We start from the raw sequence: 25,546 nt of genomic DNA, 5'->3' as shown, positions 1-25,546 counted from the left end.
AGCGCGCGGGAAGCAGGCGGGGGCCGGAGCGAGCGCGGCATTCGAACGCGGGATCACCGCACTCGCCCAGTACATCGAACGCGAAGACCGCACCGTGGTCCCCCGCTCGTGGGTCGAACAGACCCCGGGCGGGCCGGTGAAGCTGGGTGTGTGGGTATCGAACACCCGCAGCAGACGCGCCGGGCTCAGCGAGGAACAGCGCAGCCGACTCGCCGCTCTCGGCATCGACTGGGTGTAATCCGGTTCGCCGCTGTGGAGTGCGCGAGACCCCGGGTCCGTGATGGCCCCGGGATCTCGCACGTCTGGCGCTGTCACATCGAGGTGATGCACCAGCAGTGCGCGGTTACCGGCGGCGCGGGATGGTCAGAAGCCGGGCGGGGCCCCGCCGCGGCACTGTCGAGCCCGCCAGGTCGCCCCTGGAAAGGCGAGGGCGCGGCGCCCCTGATCGGCCCGGCCTCCAGCCGGTCGGGGAGGGCTTGTTCGCCTAAGCCAGGGGCGGACGGTCACCGGCCCCGGCCCGAGGTCTTGGCCGGGGCGGCCTGCTGCCGGTGCGCGGGCACGGCGGGTTCCGCGGGCGCGGCCTGACCGGGCGCGGCGGCGGTCGGGGTGGTGGTGGAGCGGGAGCGGGCGGCGGTGGCGGAGGCGCGGGGGCCGTCGGGGACCGGGGCGCCGGGCGGGGTGGTCAGGGAGGTGAGGGTGGCGGTGACCAGGCGGCCCGTGAGGTTCGAGGACGAGCCCTGCCGCCAGGCGCTGTTGTCCCTGAGTCCGACTTTCAGGCGGTCCCGGAGCCCTTGTTCTCCTTCCGGGCCGCGGGCGATGTCGGCCATGCGGGCCGCGAGCAGGGGCCAGGCCCGGGTGCTGACCAGCAGGGCCGTGTCCCGCTCGGAGGTGACGTACTCCTGTGTGAGGGACACCAGCCGGCTGTTCGCCGTGGTCGAGACGCCGAGCTGTTCCAGGGCTGCGGGCCGGTCGGACAGGTCCAGGTCGTTGGAGACGGTGAGGCCTCGGGTCAGCGGCCCCCACATCGTGCGGGCGTCCGCGCTCACCGCCACCGGATCCGCCACCGGATCCGCAGCCGGGGCCGGGGCCGGATCGGGAGCAGCGGGGGCGGGGCGGCCTCGGGCCCCGCGGGCGCGGCGTACGGGTTGGGGGCGGGGGCGGGGCGGGCGGCTGGCACCACGGCCGCCGGTACAGCGGCCGGTGCGGCGGCGGCGCCGGGCTGGGCCAGGAGGGCGGCGACGGCCTGGTCGACGCCGACGCCCTGGCCGTGCGCGGCGGTCAGGAAGGCGGCGACGTCGACACCCTGCTGGTCGAGGTGGGCCATCTTGGCGGCCATGTCCGGCCAGGCCGGGGAGGACAGGATCGCGTCGCGCACCAGGCCCTCGGGCATCGTCTTCGTGAGGAGGTCGGCCCACCGGTCGGTGCCCGCCGCGCTGATGCGGGCCTGGTTGGCTGCCACCGCCTGGTAGACGATCTTGGCGGCCTGGCCGAGCTGCGGGAGGAAGAGGTTCAGGTCGACGCCGGCGCGCTGCAGCAGGACCATCTGCCCCGCCATCGCGGGCCAGTCCTTCCCCGCCATCAAGTCGGCCAGCACCTGGTCGTCGAGGAGCGGGCGCAGCGCGTCGGCGGCCCAGCCCGGGGCGAGCTTCTCCTCCCCCTCAGCGAGTTCCTCCTCCTCGCCCTTGCGGGCTTTCTGGGCGGCGCGGCGGACGGCGTCGGAGATCGTCATCATCAGCCGGAAGGCCGCCGCGGCGGTCTGGGCTGCTTCGGCGACCGACTCGGCGAACGGGTCGACGGCGGCGGGGGCGGGTGCGGGGGTGGACACGATCGGGGCTCCTTGCGCACGGGTCAGCGGGACTTGGCCGGGCCGGTCTTGGGCGGTCCGGGAGCACGGGGCGGCACACCGGTAACGGCACCGGGCCCGGTCGGGCCACGGCCCGCCGCCCGCGACGTCCTCGCCGTACGGGCCGGGCCCGTACGGGAGACGGGTGCGCCAGCCGCGGCGGCGGCCTCGCGCAGCAGCCGCCCGGCTTCGGCAGCGGCCTTCGCCTGCGCGCGGTGGGCCTGCGCCTCGTGCCACAGGCGGGCCGCTTCCACCGCCTCCACGAGCGCCACCAGCAGGGTGAGGACCACCACCGCGCCGCCACCCCGGGCGGTGCGCGGTGCGCGCTCCAACGCGCGTGCCGATGCCCGCCATCCGGCACGCGCCCGCCCCTCCAGGGAGCGTTCGCCCGGGGCCCGGCCGGCTTGCTCAAAGGCGTCGGCCGCCGCCGTGATCCGGTCGCGGACCGTCGCGGGGGCGTGCGCGGCGGCGGCCACCAGGAGGTCGCCGAGCGCGGCCACCCCGCCGGCGCCCTCGGCCCGGCCGGAACGGGCGAGCGCGGCCGCGGCCTCGCGCACCAGGCGCTCCGCCTCCGTCCAGTGCGCCGGGCCCACAGCGGGGGTGAAGCGTTCCCGTACGCGGAGCAGCGACAGGTCGTAGGCCAGGGAGCTGCCGGAGAACCAGACCGGCCGGGACCCGGCATCGGCGCGGTCGCCAGGGAGCGCGACCGCGTACCCGGCGAGGGTGCCGTCATCGCCGTGGCGCTCGACGCGGAGACCGGCGTCGCGGAGCCGGTCGAGGAAGTCGGCGTCGTCGTGGGCGCGCGCGGCCACGATCCGAACGGTGCGATGGAGGGACTCCCGGGCGGTCTCCAGCAGGCCGCGACGGTCGGCCTTCGCCAGCTCCCCCGTCGACGGGCGGCGCACCGCCGTACGGTCCTGCGGCGACATCGCCGTCAGCCCCCACCGGGCCTCGAAGGCGCGAGCGACGGCGTGCATCGCGAGGATGTCGCCGCGCAGCCGGGGCTGCCGTCCGTCGACGCGGGCGAGGGTCGCGACGAGGTGGATGTGGTCGTCCGCGTGCCGTACGGCGACCCAGCGGCAGGCCTGTTCGTCACCGGCCGGGGCGATGCCCGCCGCGTCGACCATCGCGGCGGCGACCTCCGCCCACTCGACGTCCGACAAGGTGCGGTCGGCGGGGGCGTTGCGGACCGAGACGTGCCACACGTGCTTGTCCGGACGGTCACCGCGCAGCGCTTCCACCGGAGCGTCTAGCAGGTCCGCCAGTTCGCCCAGCCCGATGCGGTCCGGCCGCCGGGCCGGGCACGGCAGATCGGGATCCCAGGCCGCCACGAGGTGGGGGTCGGTGTGCTCGTCGCGCTTGCCCGTACCGAAGAGGTACTCCACCAGCTTGTAGGTGTCGTCGCCCATCTCCGGCTTCTTCGGCATCACGTACGGGCCCGGCGTTCGCGCATCACCGCCAGCGTCGCCGCGTCCACCCGCACCACCGCAGCGCGGGCATCGGCCACAGCGTCGGCCAGCCCCGCCCCGGTCGTGGCGGCGGGGCCGAGAGCGTCCAGGCGGACCGCGACCTCCCGCAGGCCGGCCCGCGCCTTCACCAGCTCGCGAAGGACGTCCGCGCGGTCCGCTGAGACCGGCACCAGGACGTCCTGCGCGACTGCCATCGCCTGCTGCCCCACCCACCCCGCCGCCGACATCCCCTCACGGACCGCGGCCGCGCGGACGACCTCCAACTCGGCCGGGCTGAACGCGACGCCCACCCGCTCCGAACGCCGGGCCCCGCTCTCGCGCTCACGTCGGCGGCCACCCTCACCAGCCATCGCCCCTGCCACCCCTTTCGACCACGCCCGGACACCGAGAACAGCCCCAGGGCCCGGGGCCTTATCAAGATCAGTTAGGGCGTAATGTTCCATTCCGCACTAACTGGCTGCCATTCTTTAATATTGGGGAAATCCTCCCAGCCTGCTGCACGAGCCCTTCCGAAACCGGCTGCCGCGGCCCACAATCACCCCAACCAGCGACCCCCGAAAACACCCCACGCCGAACCCACCCCACCCACATCCACGCCCACAGCCGCGCCCACGCCCGCGCCGAACCGCCACACCCCACCCACGACCCCACCGACCAGCCCCCACACCCCCACCACACGAAGCGACGACCACCCCGTGGTTGAACCTCGCCCTTCTCCTGTCTTCGGGATGCCGCAAACCCCTCCACAGCTGCCCCCGTGGGGTGGAAGTCTGTGCGCATGGACCTTGAAGAGCTCCTCCGCGCGATGGACCGAACAGCGGCCAACTTGAGCAAGCTGGAAGGCGTGTGGGAGCGCGCGAAGCCGTACATCCCGACCGGCCCGCAGCATGGTTCACATCCGGCCTACGACGATCTCGCGAGGGCATGGACGGATCTGCTTCCCGGGCTCCCGCCGGTCGACGGTTGGACCATCACCGAGCAGTTGCCGGACATCGCCGCCATGGGGCAGGCCTACCTCGACTACTTCGAAGTCAGTGAGCAGCCCCACGCGGTTCAGGCGGCAGGCGAGAAGCCGGAAGCTGACCTGGCCGCCTACCGGTACCGTCTCGACCGTGCCCGCCGGCGGGCCGCCCGGGGCCGCCTGGAGCAGCTTGTCGCCACCGTCGACACCGCGCTGCCCCTCGCGGTGAAGGGAGTTGCTGAGGACTCGCTCGATCACCTTGTGAATGCGCACACGGAGCAGGTCGAGACGGCCGTAGGAGAGATCGCCAGACTCCTGGGCGACGCCGCGGACACCATCGGACGGTGGTGGGACCTTCATCGACACCTGCGGTTCAGCCAGGGGCACGACTGGCGCGACATCGTCGTCCTCGACTGGCCCACCGTGCGCGCCGACATCCTCTCCCATGCCTTGGGCGACAGCGATCCGCTGCCCGTTCCGGACATGGACCTGGGGCAGGCAGCCTCCGGCCACCTCACGGGGCCTGCCACCCTGGCACTGCCCTGGGAGCGGCTGGACGACGACGGCTTCGAGCGTCTCCTCTACGACCTCCTGCGCAGCATCCCGGAGCACGAGAACGTCCAGTGGCTGATGCAGACCCGGGCGCCCGACCGGGGTCGTGACCTCTCTCTGGACCGGGTCCTCCGCGACGGCTCCGGTGGTGTACGAACCGAACGCGTCATCGTGCAAGCCAAGCACTGGCGCAGCCGGTCGGTGAACGCCGCTGCGGTGAGTGAGACCGCCACCGCGGGGAAGCTGTGGAGCCCACCTCTTGTGCGGGGAATCGTGGTCGCCACCAGCGGCCGGTTCACCGCTGACGCGGTGAGCTGGGCGGAGCGGCACAACGCTGAAGGTGCGGTTCCCTACATCGACCTGTGGCCCGACAGCCGGCTCGAAACCCTGCTGGCCCAAAAGCCGCACATCGCCGCCGCGCACGGCCTCCGGTAACTCCATCGGTCTGCACAGTTCTGAATCCGAACCGGTCGATTGTCAGGGAAGGAGACCTCGCGGTGCCGTTTACCGCGGTGCATCCCGACTTCGGGCTCCTGGACGCCACGCTTCCTGATCTGGGGTGCAACCTGCGCTGGGCCGACTTCCACCGCCAGGCCGGTTCAAGGCCCTCAATCGTGTGTCCGGAGTGCGCGTGGGGCGTGCATGCGAAGCTATCGCCGCCGCGGGTCCGGTTCTTCTGCCACGACCCTGGACGCCCCGATACGTGCACGCTCAGGCATGAGTCGATGGACCATCACATGCTCAAGCTGGAGATGGCGGGCGCGATCCGTGACGCGGGCTGGTACGCACAACTCGAAGTCGCAGCGGACGACCGGTCGTGGCGTGCCGACGTGATGGCTACCTCGCCGGACGGTACGCAGCGGATGGCCTGGGAAGCGCAGCTGTCTCGCATCACCGTGGACGACATCCGGTCGCGAACGGAGCGGTACACGGCGGAAGGCATCTCGGTGTGCTGGGTCTCGCCGAACCAGACGTCTCCAGACTGGATAGGCAGCGTCCCTTCGATATGCGTGCACCCTGTGGAACGCGTCCGCCCGATGGCTGTTCGCGAAGGACTTGTCGGCTTCGACCCGCAGAAGGGCCGCTGGGTGGTCCGCGAGGAGCGGTTGGGTCAGTTCGTCCGCTGGGTGCTCGGGGGCACGGTCGAACTGGTCTCACTCGGGAGGCGAGCCCCGCTGCTGTGGTGGACCTCCCGGAAGTCCATTCGTGCGCGAGATGCCTGGGAGGCCGCGCGAGCCGAGCAAGAACGTGCCCAATTCGCTGCTGAAGAGCAACGACGAAAGGAAGCCGAGGCGGAGGCTCGCCGACGGCGGGAGGAGATGGAGGAGGAGCGGCTACGCGCCCGAGACGAGGCAGAGAAGGCCAACCCCGCGCTGCGGTACCAGCGCGAGGAGGACGAGTACCGGGAGCAGCAGCGTGCCGAGCTGGCGGCACGGCTCGTCCGCGAACGTAAGGAACGGTCCGAGCGCTGGGCACAGCAGGAGGCCGCTCCCTCGCTGCGGCCAAGCGGCTCGAAGAACGTGAGCGCGTCGGCTCCGCGTGGTGGGATCGCCTTCCCCGTGAACAGGTCGAAGGCCTCTTCGCGGCCGTCGTAGAACGGGCGCGAGCAGAGGGGATCACGATCAGCATCGCCTATCCGCCGAAGTCCGATCCGCAGTTCGCCTACGGAGTGCCGGTCTACCGCGGCAGCCCAATCGGTCTGTACGGGGTGGTCCGGCCCTGCCCTGACCTGCTGGATGGCGTTGGCATCGACCACTGGCCCCAGGTGTTCTTCCTCGGCGGAGAGGACGGACACGCAGCGGAATCCTTCCCGGGCCCTACGACTCATTTCATGTGCGGTTCGAATGGGAGTACATCGTGAGCAGCAGCCAAGACCCTGCGCCGGCCATCGACGCCGTCCCCACCCTGTACGGCGACACCATGTTCCGTTCGCGCCTCGAAGCCGACTGGGCGGCAACGCTCGACGGTGCCGGAATCCAATGGCTGTACGAACCGGAGACCATCACGTTGCCTTCCGGTGCTGTCTACGTTCCCGACTTCTGGTTGCCCGAGCTCGGGACCTGGATCGAGGTGAAGGGCCCCGGCATACCCAGGGTGGAGAAGACTGCCGAACTGGCCCGGAGCCGCGCATGCGGATGCGAAGCTGCGTGCTCCTGCCGGTGGCCCGGCGGCGAATTCGTCCTTCTGGGCCGGTCGGCTGCACCATCTCGATGGAACGAGAGCGGCCACCGCCCGCGGTACGGATACGCCATGTGGGAGGCCCTTTGGGGCCCGTCCGCCTACTTCGTGACATGCCCCGCATGCGCACGAGCACAGTGCATCACCCTCCGCCGGCCATGGCTCTGTCGCGCCTGTCACCGCTCGGTCGAGAAGCAGGAGCTCCATAGTCCAGTGGATCGGGTCGTCCGCTTCATCGAAACTTCAAGGGCGGGTGGTCTCTTCGCAATGCCGGACCTTGGGAAACCGTTCACCGATGAGGAATTGGGCCCCTACGAAGAGCCAGAGGAGAATTGACCTGCAAGACGTCGCTTTCCGACCCGCGTCACATCCCCTGGCTCACCGTGCGCCAACTACAAGATCATCATCGGATCTAGTCCAACTGAAAACGAGTGCTGAGGCTGTCTGCCCAAGACTCTGTCTCGGCATCGCTCTCCTGCCACTGCCCTGCGTCCCAGGTCAACGTCTTCGGCCCGAGGTGGACTCGTGGGAACAGGGATCGGCTCGACACCCGGGGACGCACCTCGATGGTCTCCACGCGGAAGGTAGGCACCTTGAATCCGCACACATCGCCGTCATGGAACAGCAAGGATCCGTGGCCGGAGAACCAGACGACCAGGCTGGAGTCAGCCAGGTTGCAGACGACCGGGACGCTGACGGTCCCGGGTGCCGCGTCACAGTCCTGCTCCTCCACCTCCGGCGCCGTCAGGAGGAGTCCACGGGGGACCGGTTGGACCTGAAGGTCGGCTGCCGCACCGAGAAAGATCAGGGAGTTCTGGGACTCTGCGCTAGCCAGGTCTCTGACCATGACAGGCACCGCATCCCAGCCGTCCAGGCCCCGTGCATCGCGGTAGGCGGCCGCGCACCGGACCAGACCGGACAAGTCTTCGAAGTGCGTCACGTCGAGAGTCAGTCCGTCGCGGTCGTCGAAACGGAAGGTCGACTCGGGGTCGCAGGTGGCAAGGAAATCAACCAGGATCGGATGGTTGGCGAGCAGGACGTCGCTGTCCGGGTCGGCGAGCGCCCGCATCAGGTGCACGTACTGTCCGTCCTGCTCGACTCGGACGGAGACGGTCAGGGCGAAGCCCGCAGGGTAGACGTAGCCGAAGTGATGCTCGTTGGCGGTACGCAGCACGGGTAGTTCTGCGGACGCAGACGCGGTCTGGACGTACACCTGGGTGGGGTGGTCCATGACGAAGCCGGCCAGTACGTACGGCTGGGGCAGATGCGTGAGTCCCCCCATGAGCTTGCCACTCAGCGCGAGGTCACGCATTCTCTGGTCACGTCGCCCCGGTTCACCGAAAGTGGCTAGGTAGAGCGCCTCCTTCTCGGCGGCTGTTCCTTGCTCGAACCATGCGTACATGTCCAGAGATGTGATGAGGGTTGCCTGGGTGTCAGCGTCACGGTGGATCTGAATCTGGACGGGTCCGGTGATCGGTTCGGCGATCTTCCGGGCGGCGTCGGCACGTACCTGCTCCAGGTAGCCGGTAGCGATGACCTCACCGATCGCGGCCCGGATCTCCGTCACGGGCCGCATGTCCTTGGGGTAGAAGTGCTTGGAATTCCTGGCGGACGCCAGAAAATCGGACAGCTCTACGATGAAGGCGGTGTCCATCATCCGGAAGTAGATGCTGGCGGACTTCGGCCCGTTCAGCTTCACCAGGGCGAGACCGGTCGGGAAGTGGGCTGCCAGCAAGCACTCAGCATCCGCCCGATTGAGCCTGATCCGCCCATCGTCCCGATCCGTGGCCCGGACGCTGAAGCCGACGAAGACTCCGGCCACCGGTCCGATCTTGCCGAAGCCTGCGGCCAGGTCCGGCTGACACAGGAAGTCGAACCCGAAATCGTGTTCGACCTTGTTGGGGATGATGAAGTTCTCCTGACAGGAGAGCCGGAATCGGTCCTCTCCGATAGCCCCGATCCGCTGCGCGCCGTTGCGTTTCTTTGACACAGTTCCCCGGACCCCTACCTTCTGGCTGCGACAGCCATGATCTTCTTGCGGACGGAACCTAGTCCCAGCCCGGCTTGGGCCTGGCCGGCAGGTCCGCTACGTCGGCGACCGCGAGAATATTCGCGGCTACCCCCTCCCCAAGCGTCTCCGCGAGTCGTTCTTCGGTGGTACCGATCAGAATCCACGACTGGTTCGGGCAACGTACGAGCTGTGTGACCGTCTCGCGCACACCAGCCGCTTGCAGGGCAAGTGCGGCTTGCGCCTCGGCCGGGTCGAGCGGCCGCGGCCCCTTCGCCTCGCGCCGCAGGTCCACGGAGATCGTGACGTCGTCGACCATGACGACCTCAGCTTGGATCGGCACGTCATACGCCCTGGCCACCTCGAAGGCATTCGTCCCAGCGATGTGCTCGGCGCCGTAGCCGGCGTTGACCAAGCGACGGATGGCTGCGTAGGCCGCGTGGGACTTACCGGACCACGAGGGACCCATCAGGAGCAGCCGCGCTGCGGATCCCGACAGGACCGTGGAACACCATCGGTCAATTGCAGGGTGATCGCTCTCGGCATCGCTGTACCTGGGCGGAACGACATGGGAGGCCATCCCGGCAGCGTAGCCATCTCAGGCGCAGCAGGAAGGGGCATTGCTCGCTTCGAGCTACCTGCCCTCGGCGGGCCCTGGCCGAAGGGCTGAACTCGTTGGAGTGTGGGACCTGGCCTTGTAGCGGAACCGCCAGGTGGACGCGGCGGTTCCGCAGACATGAGTGACGACGACGGCCTCATCACGATCGAGATCCGCGGCAGCGAGAAGGCTGCGGTCGAAGCGGCGCAGCGCATCGCGGAGCTGTTCCTGTCGAGCGGCCCTGTCGGCTGAAGCGGACTCCTGGTGAGCGCGACGTGGAGGTGCGTGTGTACGCGGACGTGGCCCGGGGGCCGCAGGAAGGCGGGTATCCCGGCCCCGGGTGAGACCGCTCAGGCGGCCGGGTGCTGCTCCGTGCCGACGTGGAGGACGAGCAGGTCGTAGACGGGCCCTTGGGGTTCGTTGCGGTACGGGCCGGCGTAGGTGTAGCCGAGGCGGTCGTAGAGGGCGCGTCCGCGGGGGTTGTCGGGGTGGACGAGGAGGGAGGACCACTGGGGTGCGATGGCGGTGACGAGCTGGTGGTGGAGGCGGCTGCCGATGCCGCGGCCCTGCCATGGCGGGGTCACGGCGAGTTCGCACAGGCCCATGAGGCGGCCGGCCCGGATGTGTTCGGGGATGTCGGGGAGGAGTTCGGGGCCGTACCAGTACTCAGGGGTGGCGGGGAAGGCGTAGGCGAAGCCCACGGGGCTGCCGTGGGCGTAGGCGGCGACGAGGACGAAGCCTTCGCGGCGGGCGTGGCCGGTGATCTGACGGCGCAGGGCGGTGGTGGAGAGGCCGTCGGTGCTGCCGCCAGGGGTGTCGACGAGTTCGGGGTGGGCGTCTGCCCAGATGTCGGCGAGGGTGTCAAGGAGGGCGGGGATGTCGCCGGGGCCGTAGGTGCGGATGGCGACTTCGTCGTCGGTGGGGGTGGTCACGCCCGTCCTCCCTGGGGTGCGGTGATGGTGCGGTACTGCTCGATCCAGTCCGCGACGGCCGGGACGCGTGCGTGGCGCTGGAGTGCTCCGGCGACCCCGTGGAGGGACTGGAGCAGGCGGTCGGATCGGACATCGGGCAGGAACGCGATGACGCGGCCGGCGGCTTCGGCGGCTGCTTCGGGCTCGGGCCGGTGTCCACTTGCATGTTGGATCGCGATGTCGGCGGTGTACAAGGCCCGGTTTCGGGCGAAGGCGCTGCCGTGGAGGAGTACGGCCTGCTCGGCGCCGGCGGCGGCGCGTTCGTGCTGGCCCAGGTCGGCGCGGGCGAGGGCTTCGAGGCCGGCGAGTTCGGCGGGCGTGAAGAACTCCAGCCACCCCGGATCCGTTTCTGCGGGCCCGGCGGCGTAGTGGTGGTGGGCGCGGACGATCGCCGCGTCGGTGGCCTGCCGGTCGCCCATGAGGGCCCAGCCACCCGCCTCGCGGGCGTGGAAGAGGGCGAGCAGGCGGGGTGAGCCGAGGTGGCGGGCGACGGCCTGGGCGCCCTGGGCATTCGCGACGGCCTCGCGGGGGCGGCCCTGGGCTTTGGCCAGGAGGGACAGGCAGCCGAACGCGTGGGCTTCGAGGGCGCGGTCGGCGGCGATGCGGGCGGCGGCGAGGGCTTCGCCGTAGAGGGAGTGGGCGTCGGCGGGGCGGCCGGAGTCGTAGGAGAGCCATCCCGCAGCGATGGAGAGGTTCCCGGTGGCGGTGCGGAGCCGGGTGCCGGTGCGGTCGGTGTAGGTACCGGCCTGGAGCCAGGAGTAGGCGGTGTGCAGGGCCTCGTTGGCGGCCCGCCGCAGGGGGCCGGACCCGTGGTCGTGGTCGTGCCCGTAAAGGGTGGTGACCGCGGCGGTGACGGCGCGGACCTCGGTGACGCCGATGCGGCCGGTGCCGCGGCCGGCGGCGGGAAGCGCCAGGGCGACGCCGACGCCGTCGCGGAGGAAAGACCTGCGGTTCACCGATCCACTCCCCTCATCCCCGTCGTCGGCGTCGGTCGGCTTCCCCTGCCCGGCTGGTCGCGATTCGGGAAGGGCGAAACCGAGCTGGTGCAGGGTCCGCCCGGTGTAGGCGGTCAGGACCCGGCGGTAGACGGCGCGGGGGCAGGCGACGTCGCCGTCTTCCCAGGCGGCGATCAGGCGGGCAGTGCAGCCGATGTTCTCGCCCATCCGCTTCGCCTGCTCGTTGAGGGCCTTGGCCAGTTCGGGCCGGGACATGTGGAGCTCGGCCTCGCGCAGCGCGCGTAAGTCCCGGTTGGGGTGACGGTCGGCCATGCCAGGCTCCGAAAGCAGGGTGTCCGCGGGGGCGGGGCGGGAGGGCTGCGACCGTACCGCTCCCACGCCGTTCATGCCCGCCGCTTGCCGTTTCTTCACCGTCCGGCAGGCAAGTTGCATCGCTCTTTCATCGCTCGCGTCTCGCGGGCGGTATCCGTGCACTGCTGTCGTGAAGGTGCAGGCGCAGGGACGGACCCGGAGGCGAAAAGTGGCGAAACGCTCCAGCCCTACCTGGCACACGCAAGCGGCCGTGAACGATCAGCGCGTGGCGCAGTGGCGTACGGCCCCGTGCGGTACCGGATGGGTGCCGTGCGGCCGGGACTGGGACGCGGTCGCGATCAGCCCCCTGGCCCTCGGGCTGAACGCGCTCGCCGTCCTGCGGCTCAGCCCGCGGCGCGGCTACCCGGTCCTCGCCGACCACGTCAGCGGCGTCCTGTACGTGATGGTCCCGCCCGGCACTGGACACCTCGCGGCCGGCGTGCCGGGTGTACGGCTGCTCTCCACGGGTGTCGAAGTCGTTGTCCCCTGGGGGCCGCACGGGAGTCCGGCCGCGCACTGGGTCAGTCCGCCCCGTGAAGACCCGCCTCCCCTCGTCCGGGCCGACGAACTGGCCGAGGTGCTGTGGCGCCTTGGAGCCGAGTCCCCCCGCCCGGAGGGCGGCATCGTGATGAGCAGCCCGTACAGCGCCGGTGACACCCCTGACTTCGTGCCGGCACCGCCATGGGGCGCTGCGGCTTCAAGAGCTGCCTGCACCCTCGTCGCGGGCGACATCGTCACCGTCGACGACCAGGTCCACGTGGTCGCGCGCACCGTCGCCCTCTTCGGTCCCCCCGCGAGCCCTTACATCACCCTGCACTTCACCGACGGCGTCCGGCATCGCGTGCCCGCCGGCTGGCGGCTGCCCGTCGGCCGCCCGGACCAAGAAGCCCATCCCAGCCCCATCCCACCTGGAGGTACGGCATGAACGACACCCAGCACACCCCTCTTCCAGCACCCACACGTACCCCGTCCGAGACGACCCTCCAGCCGCAGGTCCTCGTCGGGCCGTCCTTCGGGCAGGACCTCGTGAGGACCGCACCAGGCCTCCACGGTGGTCGGCGGACTCGCCTTCCCCGATGGTGCCGACTCCAGCGATGTCGAGGTGTCCGCCTTCGGCGCCATCGTCTGCACCGGCGACAGCCCCGCCGACGCCCTTCAGGCCGCCGCCGCTGTGGCACGGCGGGCACCCGGCCTGGAGATCCACGCCCTCGCCTGGGCCCGCGCCGACGGGCCCCGCGAGGGCACCTTCGAGTACAAGGTGACGATGACCGTCACCGCGCCGGACCCGGCCACCGGCGAGCACAGCGGAACGACCCACCACGCCGGCAGAAGCCACCACTGACTGGGGGCGGTAGAAGGGGTGCGGGCACCACCGTGGTCGGTGGTGCCCGCACCCCTTCGCCCGTCCCCGGTCTTCGTCAGGCCTCTCCGGCCGGGACGGGGCGGCTCTCCGGCAGCGGCGGGCGGCCTTCTTCCTCCAGCTCTTCGAACCTCCGGTCCAGCCCCCGCATCGCGCGGCTCAGCGCCCACACCCGCCATCGACTCCCGAGGAAGAGCGTGTGGAAGTGCGCGGTGAGTTCCAGCAGGTGCCGCAGCTTGGCCTCGTCGGTTCGGTCGGAGATCCACACCATCCGGACCGTCCCGCAGTAGCGCATGCCGCGGATCGAGTTGGGGCCGCGGAAGGTGAAGACGAACTCCTGCGCGTGGTCGGCCAGGTGGCAGGTGGCTTCGTCGAGCTGCTTCGTCCAGCGGGCCCGCTCTTCGGTGAGCGCGGTCCGCAGGGTGTCGGTGACGCCGTCGGGTATCTGCACGGTCTGGAGCTTCTGCGTGGCCGACAGCACGGAGAGCGCGGCTGCGGTGATCTTCTCCTGAGCCTGCATCTTCGTCTGGAAGCGCCGGTTGCGGACTTCCAGGAGCGGCGAGATGTAGCGGCCGGTGACGATGGTCGTCGCCATCGCGATGAGCGCGGTGCTCCCCCACGCTGGGATCCAGTCAAGCATGTGGCTGATTCTCGCGGTCTGCGTCCCTGCGCACAGCAGGATCGCCCGATTCCCCGCCTGCCGGAGCGGGGAACCGGACGTGCCTGCGAGGGGTCGGATGCCGTCTGCGCCAGAGTGGTCGTATGCACCGTCGGACCCTGCCCCTGCTGGCCCCTTGCCGCTGACCGCGCTGCCGACCCCCCGACCACCTCACCGGCCGCGCCCCCGAGGGGTTCTGTGCCGGACCAGGTGCAGCCGGCGTCTCGCCCGCGGGATGAGCGGCGCACGGCGCCGGAGGTGGAGAACCGACGATCCGTCGGGGAGCGGACGCAGGAGAAGCGGTGGGCACCCGCGAAGTCGAAGCCGAAGACCCGCCGGGTCCACACCGCCCGCCCACCGGCCCCGCCGCGCTAGCGGCCTGTGCCTGCCCCGGCTACGGGCCGGGTCCATATGGCAGACCTGTGCCGGGCCTCCCAGAGAGTCACGAACCCGGCGATCACGCAGCTGTGCCGCAGCACATACCGGTGATCACCACTGCGAGGCCCATTTTCGTGCTCGCCGTTCCACGGGCCTCCCACTCCGGGCTGGCAGGCTGGTCGCGTGATTACCGCAACCGCCATGCAGCGGATCCGTACGGACCGCGCCACGATGCTGCAGTCCCTCCAGGCGTGGCAGAACGCGCATGCTGCGCTGTCCGACTCGATCGCGGCCGCGCTCCCTTACGGCTACAGCCCCGTGGACGTCGAACAGATCGCGCAGGTTCTGTCGTGGAGCACGGAGGGCGTCGAGAACGCCCGCACCGACTCGCTGTGCCGCGCTGCTGGCCACCCTGAAGAATGCTCTGAGTGCTCACCCCTGGTCCAAGGCGGAGTCATCCCCCTCGGGTGATACCACGTACCTGTGCGGGCAGGCCGGGCTCCGTGGGCATCGGTTTCGAAACTCGGTACGCCGGTCGGCCCGTTGCTCCTACGCTCGTTCCATGACCTGGGACGAAGCTCATGGAGCGGTGAGTCGGGCCTTTAACGACTGGCGCACGACCGATGCTGAGAACCGAGCGTTTCTGAAGCTGACGGCCCAGTGGTCAGCGGAGGCCTACGAGCGTCAGTGGAAGCAGGCCGAGGACGCCCTGAGCGAGGTGTTCGATCCGGAAGTTCATTACGGCGACGAGCACGTGGACATGTTCGACGACTCCGTGGGCGGCCTCTGGCCGTTCTCCCACCAGTGGATGGTGGAGGCCTCGGTGTTGAAGAACGGCGTGACGGCATTCGAGGTCTACCTCGAAAAGGCAGCCCAAGAGGTCATCAAGGGCTGGAGCGTCACCGTCGACGGCAAGCCGGGCCCTCATCTGTTGCGCCTGAAGACTCCGAAGGGGTTCACCTCCCCGGGCTGGAAGACCCTGGTCACCGCGCACACCGTTCTCGGAAGCGCCGTCGCAACACCAGACGTCGAGTGGGCCAGGGACCTGCGGCATCTCCTGACCCACCAGAACGGTGAGCTGCGCGACGACGAAGCCGTGGAGAAGTTCCGGAACGCTGAAGCCGAGGACGCCGCCGACTTCCTCCACGACGCCCGCGTCGGGGGACGGGTCCATCTCGGGGTGGAGCGGGTCGTCGGTGTGCTGGACAACCTTGCTTCTGTCGTGCGCCATGCCGACGTGGCCGTCCATGCGTACGTCTGGGGGGCCAAGCGTCGCAAGGTGCCACTGAACGAGCTGCACGCCGCGAAGTGCCTGGAACTCGTAGCCGAGTGAGTGGCGGTCACACGGCAGCGGGCTCGGCTTGTAGACGTACGCCGGTGGCCCTGCGTACGTGGCCGGCCATCGTCGCCAGTGCGCTGTGGAAGCTGTGCGCGGTGGCGCCGGGTTGGGCAGTGACTGCCCGCCGCCGACCCGGAGCACCTGGTTTCGCTGGCAGTGCGAGCTGCTTCGACCGTGCTCTACATCCCGGTGGTGCACGGGTCCGCCCCACCGTCGCGGGGGTGCTCCGCCGGCCTGCCCGTCGGCACCCGGCGCATAAGGGCTTGGCTTGGCGACGTCCTCCCCACCGACGCGGGGGTGTTCCGAACACGACCAGCAGCACGACGACGAGCGAGACGTCCTCCCCGCCGTCTCGGGGGTGCTCCGGCCCATCCCGACCCCAAGCCCGGGGAGTGGCTGTCCTCCCCGCCGTCGCGGGGGTGCCCCGACACAGAGTTTGTTGTCTGCGGACAACAAGCACGCCCTCCCCGCCAACACGGAAGTGCTCCGACCAGCACGTAGGCTTGGCAGACGCTGACGTTGCCCTACCCGTCGACGCGGGGGTGCTCCGTGGACGAGCTGCGCGGCACAGAACTCACTGCGGTCCTCCCGTGTTCCGGTCTTCACGACCGTCATGACCGCCCCGAAGAAGTCCTCCCCGCCGACGCGGGGTGTTCCGTCCCACATGCCGGAGCCGAGCCGGGCGAGCCGAGCCTCCCCGCCGACGCGGGGGTGCTCCGTTCGTCGCCGGCACCAACTCCTACGCCTCCTCGTCCTTCCCGCCGACGCGGGGGTGTTCCGCCTGCGGAGTGGTTCGCCGAATCACCTGAGCTGTCCTCCCCGCCGTCGCGGGGGTCGCACGCTGGTCGGCCGCGTACGCGCGGGCCGACGCGGCGGCTTGCTCGTCGAGGGGCTGGCGGTCGGGCATGAGGGCCGGCTGCTCGCTCATCGGAACTCCTGGACTTCTGTCTGGCGCGTGTGTCACGACGGTATCGCCGGGCCGCCCAACTGAACCCTCATACAGATGAACCGGGCCGAACGTCCACCCGTCCCTTGCCACACGGCGCTGCGCGCGAAGCAGCCCAGCAACGACGGGGGAGCTGCCGGTGCAGTTCCCACCGCCTCGACGGAGCACCCCCACGTTCGCGGGGTGTTCCATGCATGCCGTCCCCGGCCTGCTCCTCGGTGGCGTCCTCCGCGCCGTCGGGGGGTGTTCCGGCCGAGCGGATCGCCACTTGAGCGAGCGTTGGGTTCTCCCCGCCGACGCGGAGGTGTTCCGTCCGACGCGATCAGGTTCGCCCACCGCGCGTAGTCCTCCACGAAGGCCGACGCGCCCTCAGGGAACGCCGCGATCCGCGGTCGCTCCTCGACAGTGATGGGGCGGCCCGTTCAGGCCGCTACGTCTTCTGTAATCGCCAGAGTCATATGCATCTCCAGGATGTACGTATATCGAGTGACGGCGGAGCCGTCGAGGCAACTTACGGACCGTCAAGTACGTCTGCCGTGACGAGCGATGGGCGGCTACCGTTGCTCTACGGCCCTACGTCGACGGACGCCTGATGGGCCGCTTGATCACTTCAGGTATGAGAGGGGGCGCATGATGCGAGACCCGCCTTGAGTTAGCCGCGCCACGCGGTAACAGGTGCCAAAACTTGCGGAGACAGAGGAAAGGCGCCCCTCTGGCTGCGCGCTAAAGGGAAACCACCTGAGCAACTTCAACTCTAAGTGCAGTTATGAAAGCGCCAAAAAGGAGTATGCCATGACGATGACTCAAAGGAGAAACTACTATGAGGAATTCCACGACCGACCATAACCGGGTCGTCCGAATCAGTCTTATTCTGGCCCTGGGCTTGATGTTTTGCGGAATCATTGGACTCGGTGCCGGATTCGCGGCACTCGGGGGAGGCGGGGTTACAGTGCTCGCAGCACTGGGACTCGCGGGCGACGTATTTTTGAAGGTCGCGGGGGTATTTCTTGCCTCTGCTGTGGTGGTCCTGATGGTCACCACAACGATGCACCGCTAACGCGCCAATTCCAGTGACCATTAGCCGACTGATTTGAGGAGGGGCTCCGGAGCGGACGCGCTCCGGGACCCTGCGTTATTAGGGGAGTTCGCGCTCCACGTACACGGCCGACGGCGCGGGGGGCCGAGCTGTCGGAGAAGCTGACCATCTCGGTCACCTTCGTCGCGTCCGGGCCACTCGTCCGCTTCACCGCGGAGTGCTGGTCAGTGAGCCTCCGCCAACTTGAAGTCGCAGGTCAAAAGGCTGGTGTGATCGATCCTCGGGGTACTTGTGCTGGTCGTGGGTATGCGCCATCGCCGCGATCTTTCCTTCGGCCCCACCGAAGTAGATCCACAGCCTGTCGCCGTCCCTCATCCGCTTCAGCGGCTTCCCGAGCCACCACTCGGACGGACCAGAGACTTCGCGCGCCAGCCTCGCGACTCGCGCTGGGGTGGAGGGGCCGTTCTCGATCGTGTCGCGCTCCGGGTCCAGGCAGTACAGCCAGTCCCGACGGCTGACGACCTGGTAGACGACGCGTCCGCCTCGGTTAGAAATCCTTTCTCCAGCACCTCCTCCTCGGTCAGGGCCCGCAGCAGTGCGCAGGCCCGCTTGCCGTCGGTCTCCCAGCCGTAGCGGCCCGGCCAGCCTGGCAGCCCAGGGTCCTATGGCCGCCGCCTTCGGGGATCCGGCCAAGCTTCCCGTCCACGTGGGCCCGCTACAGTGACCTTGCGCACATCTAGCATCCCTGTGATCATCACGCAGAGAGCCGAGGTCCTCCCCGTCGACGCGGGGGTGCTCCAACCACCCACGCCGACGTGCATCAGGAACAGGCGTTCTCCCCGCAGACGCGGGGGTGCTCCGGATCGGCATCAAACGGTGCCAGGGCATCCGGAAGGCGGCCGAGGCGCGCGGCGAGGAGCCATCTCCACCCGGCTCACGGTCGGCAACGAAACGAGCCTGCATCTGCAAGACGCGGCCACGCGTTGGAAGGCCGTGCTGCCAGCTCGGCTGATCGACCCAAGCAAGCGGAGCTGGCCTCTCCCCCGAGCGCGTCACCCTGTCGTTCTTCATCGCATTCCAGCATCTGGGTGCCGGTCGAGCGAAGCGCACTGGCAGCCTTGTCGCCCAGCTGCCGAAATCGGGCGCGCGGTATTGGCGTCGGCTGGCGCTGCCCCCAGGAGTCGGCAGCAGGCCCTTCGGTCCGTAGCGTGCCATCGGCGCGGGAGCGCAGCCGGGCGAGGACTCCCGTCTGTGCTCTCCGGTGGGCGAGGTCCCGGTGGGCTTCCTCGCCGCGGGAGCACCAGCTGGTAGTCGTCCAGGCCGGGCTGCATGCCGGGGGTGGGTCGCTCCGCCGCAGGACGGGCACGGCCAGACAGGCAGGGTTACTGAAGTGGGCCAAGGCATCGGTGAGAGAGTGCAGGTCGCCGAAGCGGGTCCAGACCGCGCCGTGGGCCCCCGCGCCTCGCCTACGGTGCGCCGAGGGTGGCCGACCAGCCGCTGCGGCTGAAGTGGCAGGTGCCGTCCGGGTCGATGCGTACCGCTGCCCTGGAGATGGGGAGGTCGCCGTCGATGACGAGCCAGGTGCGGATGCGGTCCAGTTCGTCCCACAACCGGCGCGGGCCGCCCTGGTGGACGGTGGGGGCCTGGCGGGCCCCGGGCGCCGTGGCGCGTGCCCAGGAGCCGTCCGGGTGCAGCATGTAGGCGGTGCGGGTGCCGTCCGCGGCGGTCTCCATGCGGTGTTCGATGCCGGGGACGGTGAGCTCCAGGGTGGAGCGCACGTCCCAGGTCCGGCTGACCCGCGTCACCGGGTAGCGGCCGGTGGTGACGCTCTCGCCGTCGGCATTGCGTGCGGTCGCCCACAGATCGGCCTTGTCGACAGCGGGCGGGTAGTCGTCGTCGTGGCGGGTGCTCATGAACTCGGCGGGCTCGGAGGCGACCTTGCCGGAGGCGCCGCCGTCGGCGGTCTTGTCCGCGACGATGAGCAGCCCCGTGCCGGACAGGGCCGTCACGAGCCGGCCGCCGGGGGCGAGTGCAGTGAGCCAGGAGGCGGGGACGGCGGGTACTGAGACGGTGGAGACGATGCGGTCGTAGACGCCGGGCAGCGCGCCGGTCACATCGCAGACTTCCAGGTGCGGACGGTGCCCGGCTGTGGCCAGGCGGTCGCGTGCCGCGTGGACCAGGTACGGGTCGATGTCCACGCTCGTGACCCGGCCATCGCCCAGTCGTCGGCAGGCCAGGGCTGTTCCGTAGCCGCTTCCGCAGGTGACCAGGAGGCGGGAGTCGTCCGTGAGGAAGGCGTGCTGGTACAGCTTCACCACCAGCGCGGGCAGGGTGGCCGAGGAGGTGGGCCGGGCTTCCGGGACAACGGCTGCGGGCGTGGCGTGGTCGGCGTGGTGGGGGCCGACGCGGGTGATCACGCTGAGGGTGTGGTCGTAGGCGCTGCTCATCCACGCGGCAAGGTCGTCGGCGCCGTGGCGGAGGTTGTAGACCCATGTGCCGTCCTGCTCGGCCGGCGTCCACCAGCGGGGCACGAACAGGTGCCGGGGCGTTGTGGCCAGGGGCCGGTGCCAGCGGGACTCGGGCCGCACCGTCGCTTCGGCCATACGGACCGCGTGGGCCTCCCAGCCCGCGGATGTCCCTTGCATGAACAGGCCCCGCCTTTCAGACGAGTGCGGACACGGCGGCCGCGGGCGAGCCGGGCGCCAGGGGGGCGTAGCCCATGGGGTCGCAGGGGTCGTTCTTGCCGGGGTCGCAGGAGTCGGAGTCGGAGGGCTGGCAGTCCGGGTGGCAGGCCGTCGCTTCTGTCCGCTGGGGGATGCTCGCGCTCGCCTGGGCCCACCGCGGGCTGGACAGAACGGATTCCAGGCCGGCCCCCTGGACGTTGCCTGCGGTCAGGAAGCGCCCGATCTCGCAAACCGCCACGTCGCCGCCCGGCAGGACCACCGCCCGCTGGTCCCCGCACCGCCCGCACAGCTCGGCCGTGGACGGCAGCGCGAGGCCCGCGGCGTTGCCGACGGACCGCACCCTGCCGACGTGCACGTCGCGCACGCCCAGGGCCTCCAGCTCCCCCCGGGCCCGTTCCGCGCGTCCGGGGTCCCCTGCGTCGAGGACGGCAACCTTCAACGGGATGCCGCGCCGTATCGCCCCGCCGATGTTGGCGCGCGTCGCCGTGTGCGAGCCGGGGCGGCCGGTGACCTCGTCGTGCTCGGCCGCGACGCTGCTGTGGTAGGTCGTCGCCAGCCGCACAGCCGGGTGCTCCAGCAGCCGCCAGTGCTCCTCGCTGATCCGCAGAAGGTTGCTGTAGACGCGCACGCGCAGGCCGGAGTCGACCGCGTGCCGGGCGATCGGGACGAACCCGGGGTGGAGCGTCGGCTCACCCCCGATCAGCTGAACCTCCTCGGCGCCGAGCGCAACGGCCTCATCGATAATCCGCAGCCAGTCATCGTCGCTCATCGTGCCGTGACCCCGCGTCGGCCCCGAGGCGGCGTAGCACAGCGAGGGACAGGTCAGCTGGCACCGGCCGGTGATCTCCAGCGACAAGAACCGCAGCCTGACAGGGGCCCTGCGGGCGATCGTCATGACACGATCGTAGGCCGCTGGCCCCCAACCCACCTGGCGATGGCGCGAGTTCGGCCGGTGGAAGCCCTCTGCAATGGCCACCACAGCGACCCCTGGCGGCCACGGGACGCGCTTGCCGCGACTGATCGGCCGGCCCAGGACCACCCTCGGACGTCGTCCCGGCCGACAGGGCGTACTCGTCGCGTGCAGGTATCCAACACCCGCAGCAGATGCGCTGGGCTTAGCGCAGAACAGCGCCGCCGGCTCGCCGCACTCGGCGTCGACCGGGTGCGAGTGGTCCCTGGGCTTTGGCAGGGCCTGCCCGGCGGGTTGCGCGCATGAGTACGTCTACTCATGCGCGCAACCCTGTCGGCAGCTCAGGCTGGTCTCCTGGCAGGTACTCAAGGGAGGCGGGCGTGATGAGGTCGCAGGGAATGATCATGGTGGTCTCGGCTGTGGCACTCTCGCAGAGGGATCGAGCGTGAGTCCCTTACGTCGGCGGTCGAGCGAGGTCGCATCTCTGCTGGTGCTTTTCCTTCTTGCGGGCGCAAGCGCCTGTACGAGCCCCGGCCAGCGAGAGCTCAAGAAGGTCGCGACTTCGGACGAGGTACAGCAGAAGCGGGAGCGTGCCGAGCGGGAACTACGTCGACGCGCTGCAACGATCGTGAAGTCCGGGCCGTGGGGTCCGGCCGCACGTATCACTGTTGCGGACTCGTGTGCACAAGGTGGGGGCAAGAACTACCTCGATCGCAACGCGCCGAAGCAGCCGGTCCTCTTCTGCATTATGCGGCTGCATCTGTACTTCGTCGTGGACCGTCCTGTGCCCGAGGTGCTCAACGACCTTCGGGCAATGAAGGTCCCGACCGCGTGGAGTGAGGGATCGCTGCGCAGCGCGCAGCAGTATCTCGATTCCCGGGCCTACGAGGGGCCGTATCCGTACCCGCCGTCCATCGGAAGCTTCCCTGGCGGCGAGGGCCTCTCCTGGGATGCGCCGGGCGCCAACCCCAGGACACGCCTGGCTGAGCAGTGTCCCGGACACAAGGCCGTCTTCCGTACCTGCGTTTCCGAGCCCGCAGACCTCACTCTTGCCACGCTGCGGGAGCGCCCGGGCACCCTGTTCGAATGGACGCTGCACGCGGGCTATCACACCGTGCCGGGCACGTAGCGCCCGAGATCCGGCGAGCGCGGCGCGTTCGTCCGGGAGCCGTGACCGACCGCTACGGCTGGCTGGGTCCGTTCCGTCACAGCGCTTCCGGCTCACCACAGCTCTCCGGGGCCTACGACCGTGAGTCCGGCCTGCTCGGCAAGCCAGTGGGCGTATGGCTCCCTCACTTGGCGGCCGTCAATGCGGCAGCTACGGACATGGAGCAGGACGGTGTGATCGTCGGCGGGCTCGTCGAGATCGCGGGTACGTGTGTTGAACAGGAGCGACACCTCGGCATGCTTACGCTCGCCAAGGAAATCCAGCTCAGGCGCATCCGGCCAGCACAGCCACTCCCAGTTGATCCAGCCCCTGCTCGGGCCGATCACCGCTGCGAAGATGTCCTCCATGCTTCCGATCGGCAGGTCGTCGAGCTCGCACCTCACCGGCAGACGACGTTCGTAAGCCGCCGGATCGGTCGGCAGATCCGGTCCTGCAAGACCGGCCACCAGCGGGGGCCACTGCTCCCGTGGCACTGCGTCAATCTCTCGGTGGTCAAAGTCCCCCGTGTACTGCCCTTGAGGCAGCTCCCGTGCCACCCGCTGCACCTCGGCAACAGAGCAGAGCTCGGCATAGGCAGCGACTCGAGAGTCCTCACGGCGGCCGAACTCCACCAGACGGCGCGCGGTGCTGAGAGCCAGGCCGGCGTCGGAAGTGCGCAGGACGGGATAGGCGATGTCGTCGGACATGCGGGCGACTGTGCCATGACCCGTCCTCGCCGGTCACGGGATTTGCGCTGCCGGAACCTCGCTGGGTGTCGATCGAAGCCCGGCGCGCCCAGGCTTCGCGTCAGGCCCTGGTCTCGTCTGCTTCGATCCGCAAGAAGAGAGCCTGTGCCCCTGAGCCGGCTGCTCTTCAGCGGACGGGGCAGCAGTCGCCGACAGCCGTCGAGCACGAGTCACCAGACGGCCTGCTGAAGCTGGGTGTGAGGAGCAGCGACACCCGCTCACAGTCTGCCGGAATGTGTGACGCGTGACTGAGCGGCCTACTTTGCCCGCGCGGCCAACTCCGGCGCTGAGCCTCCGCCGCGTCAGGTACGCCCCAGCACTGCACGGAACCGCTCCCGTCCCGCTGTCACGCTGGCCTCCCAAAGGCCTGCGGCGTCGCTGGTCGCCGAGCGGGACTGAAGCCGCTGCTCCTCGGCACTGAAGCCGGCACCCGCGAGGTTCCGGTCCAGCATCCCCACCGCGGTGAGTGCCGCGTGGCCACAGGCCACCGCGTCACGGGCATCCCCGGTGCTGTTGGCCAGCAGGGCGTGCCGCAGGACGAGGGCGCCGAAGAAGGCGTAGGTATCAGCGACGTCGGTGGTCCCCTCTTCGCCCCGTTGCAGTTCGGGGAACCGCTCCAGCACGCTTACACGCTCAGCAGCGTCGGCCAGCGGCTGGACGGTATGCCAGAGGTCGCGTACGGACCGCACGCACAAGTCCAGGTCGGCTTCGCGCCCAGGCACCCCCGCCCGCAGGCCGATGAACAGCGGCGCCATGCGTTCCGCGCAGCCCGCGACGTACAGACGGACCACCGCGCCGCCGCTGTCACGCAGTGCCTGCGCGACAGCCCCCTCCACCAGCGTTTGCAAATGCCACACCCGCTTCGCTCGTCAGCCCGTCGGCCGGCTTCGATCGCGCTTGCCCGCGTGCCAACCGTCGGGCCCGCACATCGTCGCAGGGCCACTGCTCTGTGCTAAGCGGGCCCCGTCCTCCGCAAAGACATCATCGGCCCGCGCGGCCCCTCCAACCCGTCCGGCTTCGCATCACGGGTGGTCTGGACTTACCTCGCCCGTATACGGCGCAGGGAGGGCGGCTTCATGCCGTGACGTGTGCGCCGGCTCGTGGACGTCGACGGGGTGGAGGCAGTGGCGGTCTCCGGACTGCCGTCGCTGGTCGCCGACCGGATGGCCGCGATCACGGACCACGACAAACGCGGCAGAGCCGCAGAGGTCCTCGGCCAGCACACACTCACCCTCGTCCACCTGCTCGGCGAGGCCGGGCAGACACGGACAACGGATGCGGGTGAGGTGGACAGGGTGCCGGTCAGCAGCGTCCACTCAACAGGCGAACGCCTCCGCCGCCTGATCTGACCGGCACCGAAACCGACATGCCCCAGCCAAATCCATCGACGTTGGGCGAGCGCTGGTCAGCTCCCGTCGACGGGGCGGGCATCCCGATGCCGTGATCACACCAGCCACGCAAGATCATGGCACCCGCGGCATCCGCTTCCGATGTATGGGCCGGTCAACCGTGCTTCTCGCGACAGGGCCTGAGCCAGCGCGCGGAGTTGAGGGGTGGGGACACGGCAAAATACCTCCAGTCCCGAGCTGGCTGCCGGGGCCTGTCCGACCCACCCCCCATGGCCGCGAGTCCCCCACGATCTCCGTCCGGCCCATCACACCGCACCGTATCCCGAGCCACTGACAACGCGGCCGGCCCGTAGGCAATGGCTATGGAGTCCCCGCACGGCAGCCAGCACCGGCATCCGTCGCGACACCTGAGCAGCAGTTACGGGACAACGCTCAGCAGATCTGGGGAGCGCTTGTCAGCGGCTTGCATTTTCTGGGCCCATCGAGGTCCGCGCTCGGCAAGTTGGCTCAGCGCGGGTTCCACCATGACGACCTGGGACCGGCGCGGTACGTGATCAGGCGACACGGGGCAGCTCGCCGGCCAGGCACTCCAGGTGGGCGTCGCGGGCGTCTTCCCACAGCACGCCCGTTTCCGGGAACGGATAGCCGTGGGCGGCGATGTCCTCCAGCACCGAGGCCAGAACGTCGGCCTTCGCGCGCTGGTCGGCCCCGTACGCACGGGCCGACGCGGCGGCCTGCTCGTCAAGGGGCTGGCGGTCGGGCACGAGGGCCGGCTGCTCGCTCATCGTCTGGCGTATGTCACCACGGTATCGCCGGGCCGCACCACTGAACCGTCATACGAGCGAACCGGGCCGAACCTCGACTTATCCCTTTGCCACACGGTGCTGCGCCCAGCAGCCGAGCAACGGGGGATCTACCAGTGCAGTTCCCACGATGGCGAGGAGCGCTGAGCAGCGGAGTCGCCCTCCTCCTTGGCCAGCGGAGCACCCCCACGTCGGCGGGGAGGACGAGCTGGCGGCGCCGCCGAGAAGGCCGCCAGCAGAGCACCCCCGCGGCGGCAGGAAGGACGTGCGCGGCGAGCGTGGAGCCGTCGTGGGCACGCGAAG

General features: G+C 70.0%; 25 protein-coding genes. 10 read left to right on the top strand and 15 right to left on the bottom strand.

All coding sequences use genetic code 11. The features are described 5' to 3' along the window. Positions 1 to 238: helicase associated domain-containing protein (locus JE024_RS40440; RefSeq protein ID WP_205378931.1), on the top strand; the 238-nt coding region annotated here is incomplete at its 5' end. A gap of 265 nt (positions 239 to 503) precedes the next feature. On the opposite strand, the gene JE024_RS40435 is transcribed toward JE024_RS40440, so the two are convergent. From JE024_RS40435 to JE024_RS40420, 4 genes are read right to left on the bottom strand one after another with little or no spacing between them, the layout of a single operon-like run. Beyond that, entirely contained in the window at positions 504 to 1,046 is a 543-nt protein-coding gene (locus JE024_RS40435) for a hypothetical protein (protein ID WP_205378930.1), read from the bottom strand. Continuing rightward, the gene (locus tag JE024_RS40430) at positions 1,043 to 1,825 is read right to left on the bottom strand and encodes a hypothetical protein (protein ID WP_205378929.1); all 783 of its coding nucleotides are present in this window, start codon (positions 1,823 to 1,825) and stop codon (positions 1,043 to 1,045) included. Before JE024_RS40430 ends, JE024_RS40435 begins: the two co-directional genes overlap by 4 nt. Positions 1,826 to 1,848: 23 nt before the next feature. Further along, positions 1,849 to 3,252: a mobilization protein gene (locus tag JE024_RS40425; RefSeq protein WP_205378928.1), complete on the bottom strand. Its 1,404-nt coding sequence runs from the start codon at positions 3,250 to 3,252 to the stop codon at positions 1,849 to 1,851. Positions 3,253 to 3,269: 17 nt separating this feature from the next. Next, positions 3,270 to 3,662 carry a hypothetical protein gene (locus tag JE024_RS40420; protein WP_205378927.1) on the bottom strand — a complete coding sequence of 131 codons (393 nt, stop codon included), beginning with the start codon at positions 3,660 to 3,662 and terminating at the stop codon, positions 3,270 to 3,272. Positions 3,663 to 4,090: 428 nt separating this feature from the next. Here JE024_RS40420 and JE024_RS40415 point away from each other — a divergent pair, with 428 nt between their 5' ends. The 3 genes from JE024_RS40415 to JE024_RS40405 all read left to right on the top strand — a co-directional run bounded on the left by JE024_RS40415 (position 4,091) and on the right by JE024_RS40405 (position 7,339). Then, positions 4,091 to 5,260, top strand: a complete 1,170-nt coding sequence (locus JE024_RS40415; protein ID WP_205378926.1) for a restriction endonuclease — start codon at positions 4,091 to 4,093, stop codon at positions 5,258 to 5,260. A gap of 62 nt (positions 5,261 to 5,322) precedes the next feature. Then, a complete protein-coding gene (locus JE024_RS40410) occupies positions 5,323 to 6,420 on the top strand; it encodes a competence protein CoiA family protein (protein ID WP_205378925.1) in 1,098 nt (365 codons plus the stop codon). Between the two features lie 262 nt (positions 6,421 to 6,682). Beyond that, positions 6,683 to 7,339 carry a PDDEXK family nuclease gene (locus tag JE024_RS40405; protein ID WP_205378924.1) on the top strand — a complete coding sequence of 219 codons (657 nt, stop codon included), beginning with the start codon at positions 6,683 to 6,685 and terminating at the stop codon, positions 7,337 to 7,339. Between the two features lie 76 nt (positions 7,340 to 7,415). Here the strand turns inward: JE024_RS40405 and JE024_RS40400 are convergent, their stop codons facing one another. The 4 genes from JE024_RS40400 to JE024_RS40385 all read right to left on the bottom strand — a co-directional run bounded on the left by JE024_RS40400 (position 7,416) and on the right by JE024_RS40385 (position 11,848). Then, positions 7,416 to 8,993 (bottom strand): hypothetical protein, encoded by a 1,578-nt coding sequence (locus JE024_RS40400; protein ID WP_205378923.1) that lies wholly within the window; start codon positions 8,991 to 8,993, stop codon positions 7,416 to 7,418. Positions 8,994 to 9,051: 58 nt separating this feature from the next. Beyond that, positions 9,052 to 9,591: a hypothetical protein gene (locus JE024_RS40395; protein ID WP_205378922.1), complete on the bottom strand. Its 540-nt coding sequence runs from the start codon at positions 9,589 to 9,591 to the stop codon at positions 9,052 to 9,054. A gap of 368 nt (positions 9,592 to 9,959) precedes the next feature. Next, positions 9,960 to 10,541: a GNAT family N-acetyltransferase gene (locus JE024_RS40390; protein WP_205378921.1), complete on the bottom strand. Its 582-nt coding sequence runs from the start codon at positions 10,539 to 10,541 to the stop codon at positions 9,960 to 9,962. Further along, positions 10,538 to 11,848: an NsdA family TPR-like regulatory protein gene (locus JE024_RS40385; RefSeq protein WP_205378920.1), complete on the bottom strand. Its 1,311-nt coding sequence runs from the start codon at positions 11,846 to 11,848 to the stop codon at positions 10,538 to 10,540. The genes JE024_RS40390 and JE024_RS40385 overlap by 4 nt, the downstream gene beginning before the upstream one ends. A 250-nt stretch (positions 11,849 to 12,098) precedes the next feature. On the opposite strand from JE024_RS40385, the gene JE024_RS40380 reads away from it, so the two are divergent. Continuing rightward, positions 12,099 to 12,812, top strand: a complete 714-nt coding sequence (locus JE024_RS40380) for a hypothetical protein (protein WP_205378919.1) — start codon at positions 12,099 to 12,101, stop codon at positions 12,810 to 12,812. A gap of 126 nt (positions 12,813 to 12,938) precedes the next feature. Then, positions 12,939 to 13,229 (top strand): hypothetical protein, encoded by a 291-nt coding sequence (locus tag JE024_RS40375; protein ID WP_205378918.1) that lies wholly within the window; start codon positions 12,939 to 12,941, stop codon positions 13,227 to 13,229. Between the two features lie 76 nt (positions 13,230 to 13,305). Here JE024_RS40375 and JE024_RS40370 read toward each other — a convergent pair whose 3' ends face one another. Then, positions 13,306 to 13,887 (bottom strand): hypothetical protein, encoded by a 582-nt coding sequence (locus JE024_RS40370; RefSeq protein WP_205378917.1) that lies wholly within the window; start codon positions 13,885 to 13,887, stop codon positions 13,306 to 13,308. A 579-nt stretch (positions 13,888 to 14,466) separates the two neighbouring features. Here JE024_RS40370 and JE024_RS40365 point away from each other — a divergent pair. Together JE024_RS40365 and JE024_RS40360 are read left to right on the top strand one after the other, a co-directional pair. Then, entirely contained in the window at positions 14,467 to 14,754 is a 288-nt protein-coding gene (locus JE024_RS40365) for a hypothetical protein (RefSeq protein ID WP_205378916.1), read from the top strand. 91 nt (positions 14,755 to 14,845) lie between these two features. Next, positions 14,846 to 15,616, top strand: a complete 771-nt coding sequence (locus JE024_RS40360) for a hypothetical protein (RefSeq protein ID WP_205378915.1) — start codon at positions 14,846 to 14,848, stop codon at positions 15,614 to 15,616. Positions 15,617 to 16,361: 745 nt separating this feature from the next. Here JE024_RS40360 and JE024_RS40355 read toward each other — a convergent pair. From JE024_RS40355 to JE024_RS40345, 3 genes are all read right to left on the bottom strand, one after another. Next, the gene (locus tag JE024_RS40355) at positions 16,362 to 16,550 is read right to left on the bottom strand and encodes a hypothetical protein (RefSeq protein WP_205378914.1); all 189 of its coding nucleotides are present in this window, start codon (positions 16,548 to 16,550) and stop codon (positions 16,362 to 16,364) included. Between the two features lie 2,520 nt (positions 16,551 to 19,070). Further along, a complete protein-coding gene (locus tag JE024_RS40350) occupies positions 19,071 to 20,249 on the bottom strand; it encodes a methyltransferase domain-containing protein (RefSeq protein WP_205378913.1) in 1,179 nt (392 codons plus the stop codon). Positions 20,250 to 20,265: 16 nt separating this feature from the next. Then, the gene (locus JE024_RS40345) at positions 20,266 to 21,183 is read right to left on the bottom strand and encodes a radical SAM protein (RefSeq protein ID WP_205378912.1); all 918 of its coding nucleotides are present in this window, start codon (positions 21,181 to 21,183) and stop codon (positions 20,266 to 20,268) included. Positions 21,184 to 21,688: 505 nt separating this feature from the next. Here JE024_RS40345 and JE024_RS40340 point away from each other — a divergent pair. Further along, positions 21,689 to 22,327, top strand: coding sequence for a hypothetical protein (locus tag JE024_RS40340; RefSeq protein ID WP_205378911.1), 639 nt, complete (start codon positions 21,689 to 21,691; stop codon positions 22,325 to 22,327). Positions 22,328 to 22,419: 92 nt separating this feature from the next. On the opposite strand, the gene JE024_RS40335 is transcribed toward JE024_RS40340, so the two are convergent. Both JE024_RS40335 and JE024_RS40330 read right to left on the bottom strand, forming a co-directional pair. Continuing rightward, positions 22,420 to 23,052: a hypothetical protein gene (locus JE024_RS40335; protein ID WP_205378910.1), complete on the bottom strand. Its 633-nt coding sequence runs from the start codon at positions 23,050 to 23,052 to the stop codon at positions 22,420 to 22,422. A gap of 341 nt (positions 23,053 to 23,393) precedes the next feature. Beyond that, a complete protein-coding gene (locus JE024_RS40330) occupies positions 23,394 to 23,939 on the bottom strand; it encodes a hypothetical protein (RefSeq protein WP_244883773.1) in 546 nt (181 codons plus the stop codon). Between the two features lie 240 nt (positions 23,940 to 24,179). On the opposite strand from JE024_RS40330, the gene JE024_RS40325 reads away from it, so the two are divergent. Then, positions 24,180 to 24,440 (top strand): hypothetical protein, encoded by a 261-nt coding sequence (locus JE024_RS40325; protein ID WP_205378909.1) that lies wholly within the window; start codon positions 24,180 to 24,182, stop codon positions 24,438 to 24,440. Between the two features lie 554 nt (positions 24,441 to 24,994). Here JE024_RS40325 and JE024_RS40320 read toward each other — a convergent pair. Further along, the gene (locus tag JE024_RS40320) at positions 24,995 to 25,225 is read right to left on the bottom strand and encodes a hypothetical protein (protein WP_205378908.1); all 231 of its coding nucleotides are present in this window, start codon (positions 25,223 to 25,225) and stop codon (positions 24,995 to 24,997) included. Positions 25,226 to 25,546 lie beyond the last annotated feature (321 nt).

It is taken from the genome of Streptomyces zhihengii (assembly GCF_016919245.1).
Taxonomy (GTDB): domain Bacteria; phylum Actinomycetota; class Actinomycetes; order Streptomycetales; family Streptomycetaceae; genus Streptomyces; species Streptomyces zhihengii.
This window is presented reverse-complemented; position numbering and strand designations above follow the sequence as displayed.

Coding starts and splice junctions, on each gene's coding strand:
- JE024_RS40425 (WP_205378928.1), bottom strand. CDS start 3,252: ATGGGCGACGACACCTACAAGCTGGTGGAGTACCTCTTCGGTACGGGC.
- JE024_RS40420 (WP_205378927.1), bottom strand. CDS start 3,662: ATGGCTGGTGAGGGTGGCCGCCGACGTGAGCGCGAGAGCGGGGCCCGG.
- JE024_RS40415 (WP_205378926.1), top strand. CDS start 4,091: ATGGACCTTGAAGAGCTCCTCCGCGCGATGGACCGAACAGCGGCCAAC.
- JE024_RS40395 (WP_205378922.1), bottom strand. CDS start 9,591: ATGGCCTCCCATGTCGTTCCGCCCAGGTACAGCGATGCCGAGAGCGAT.
- JE024_RS40385 (WP_205378920.1), bottom strand. CDS start 11,848: ATGGCCGACCGTCACCCCAACCGGGACTTACGCGCGCTGCGCGAGGCC.
- JE024_RS40370 (WP_205378917.1), bottom strand. CDS start 13,887: ATGCTTGACTGGATCCCAGCGTGGGGGAGCACCGCGCTCATCGCGATG.
- JE024_RS40360 (WP_205378915.1), top strand. CDS start 14,846: ATGACCTGGGACGAAGCTCATGGAGCGGTGAGTCGGGCCTTTAACGAC.
- JE024_RS40355 (WP_205378914.1), bottom strand. CDS start 16,550: ATGAGCGAGCAGCCGGCCCTCATGCCCGACCGCCAGCCCCTCGACGAG.
- JE024_RS40350 (WP_205378913.1), bottom strand. CDS start 20,249: ATGCAAGGGACATCCGCGGGCTGGGAGGCCCACGCGGTCCGTATGGCC.
- JE024_RS40345 (WP_205378912.1), bottom strand. CDS start 21,183: ATGACGATCGCCCGCAGGGCCCCTGTCAGGCTGCGGTTCTTGTCGCTG.
- JE024_RS40335 (WP_205378910.1), bottom strand. CDS start 23,052: ATGTCCGACGACATCGCCTATCCCGTCCTGCGCACTTCCGACGCCGGC.
- JE024_RS40320 (WP_205378908.1), bottom strand. CDS start 25,225: ATGAGCGAGCAGCCGGCCCTCGTGCCCGACCGCCAGCCCCTTGACGAG.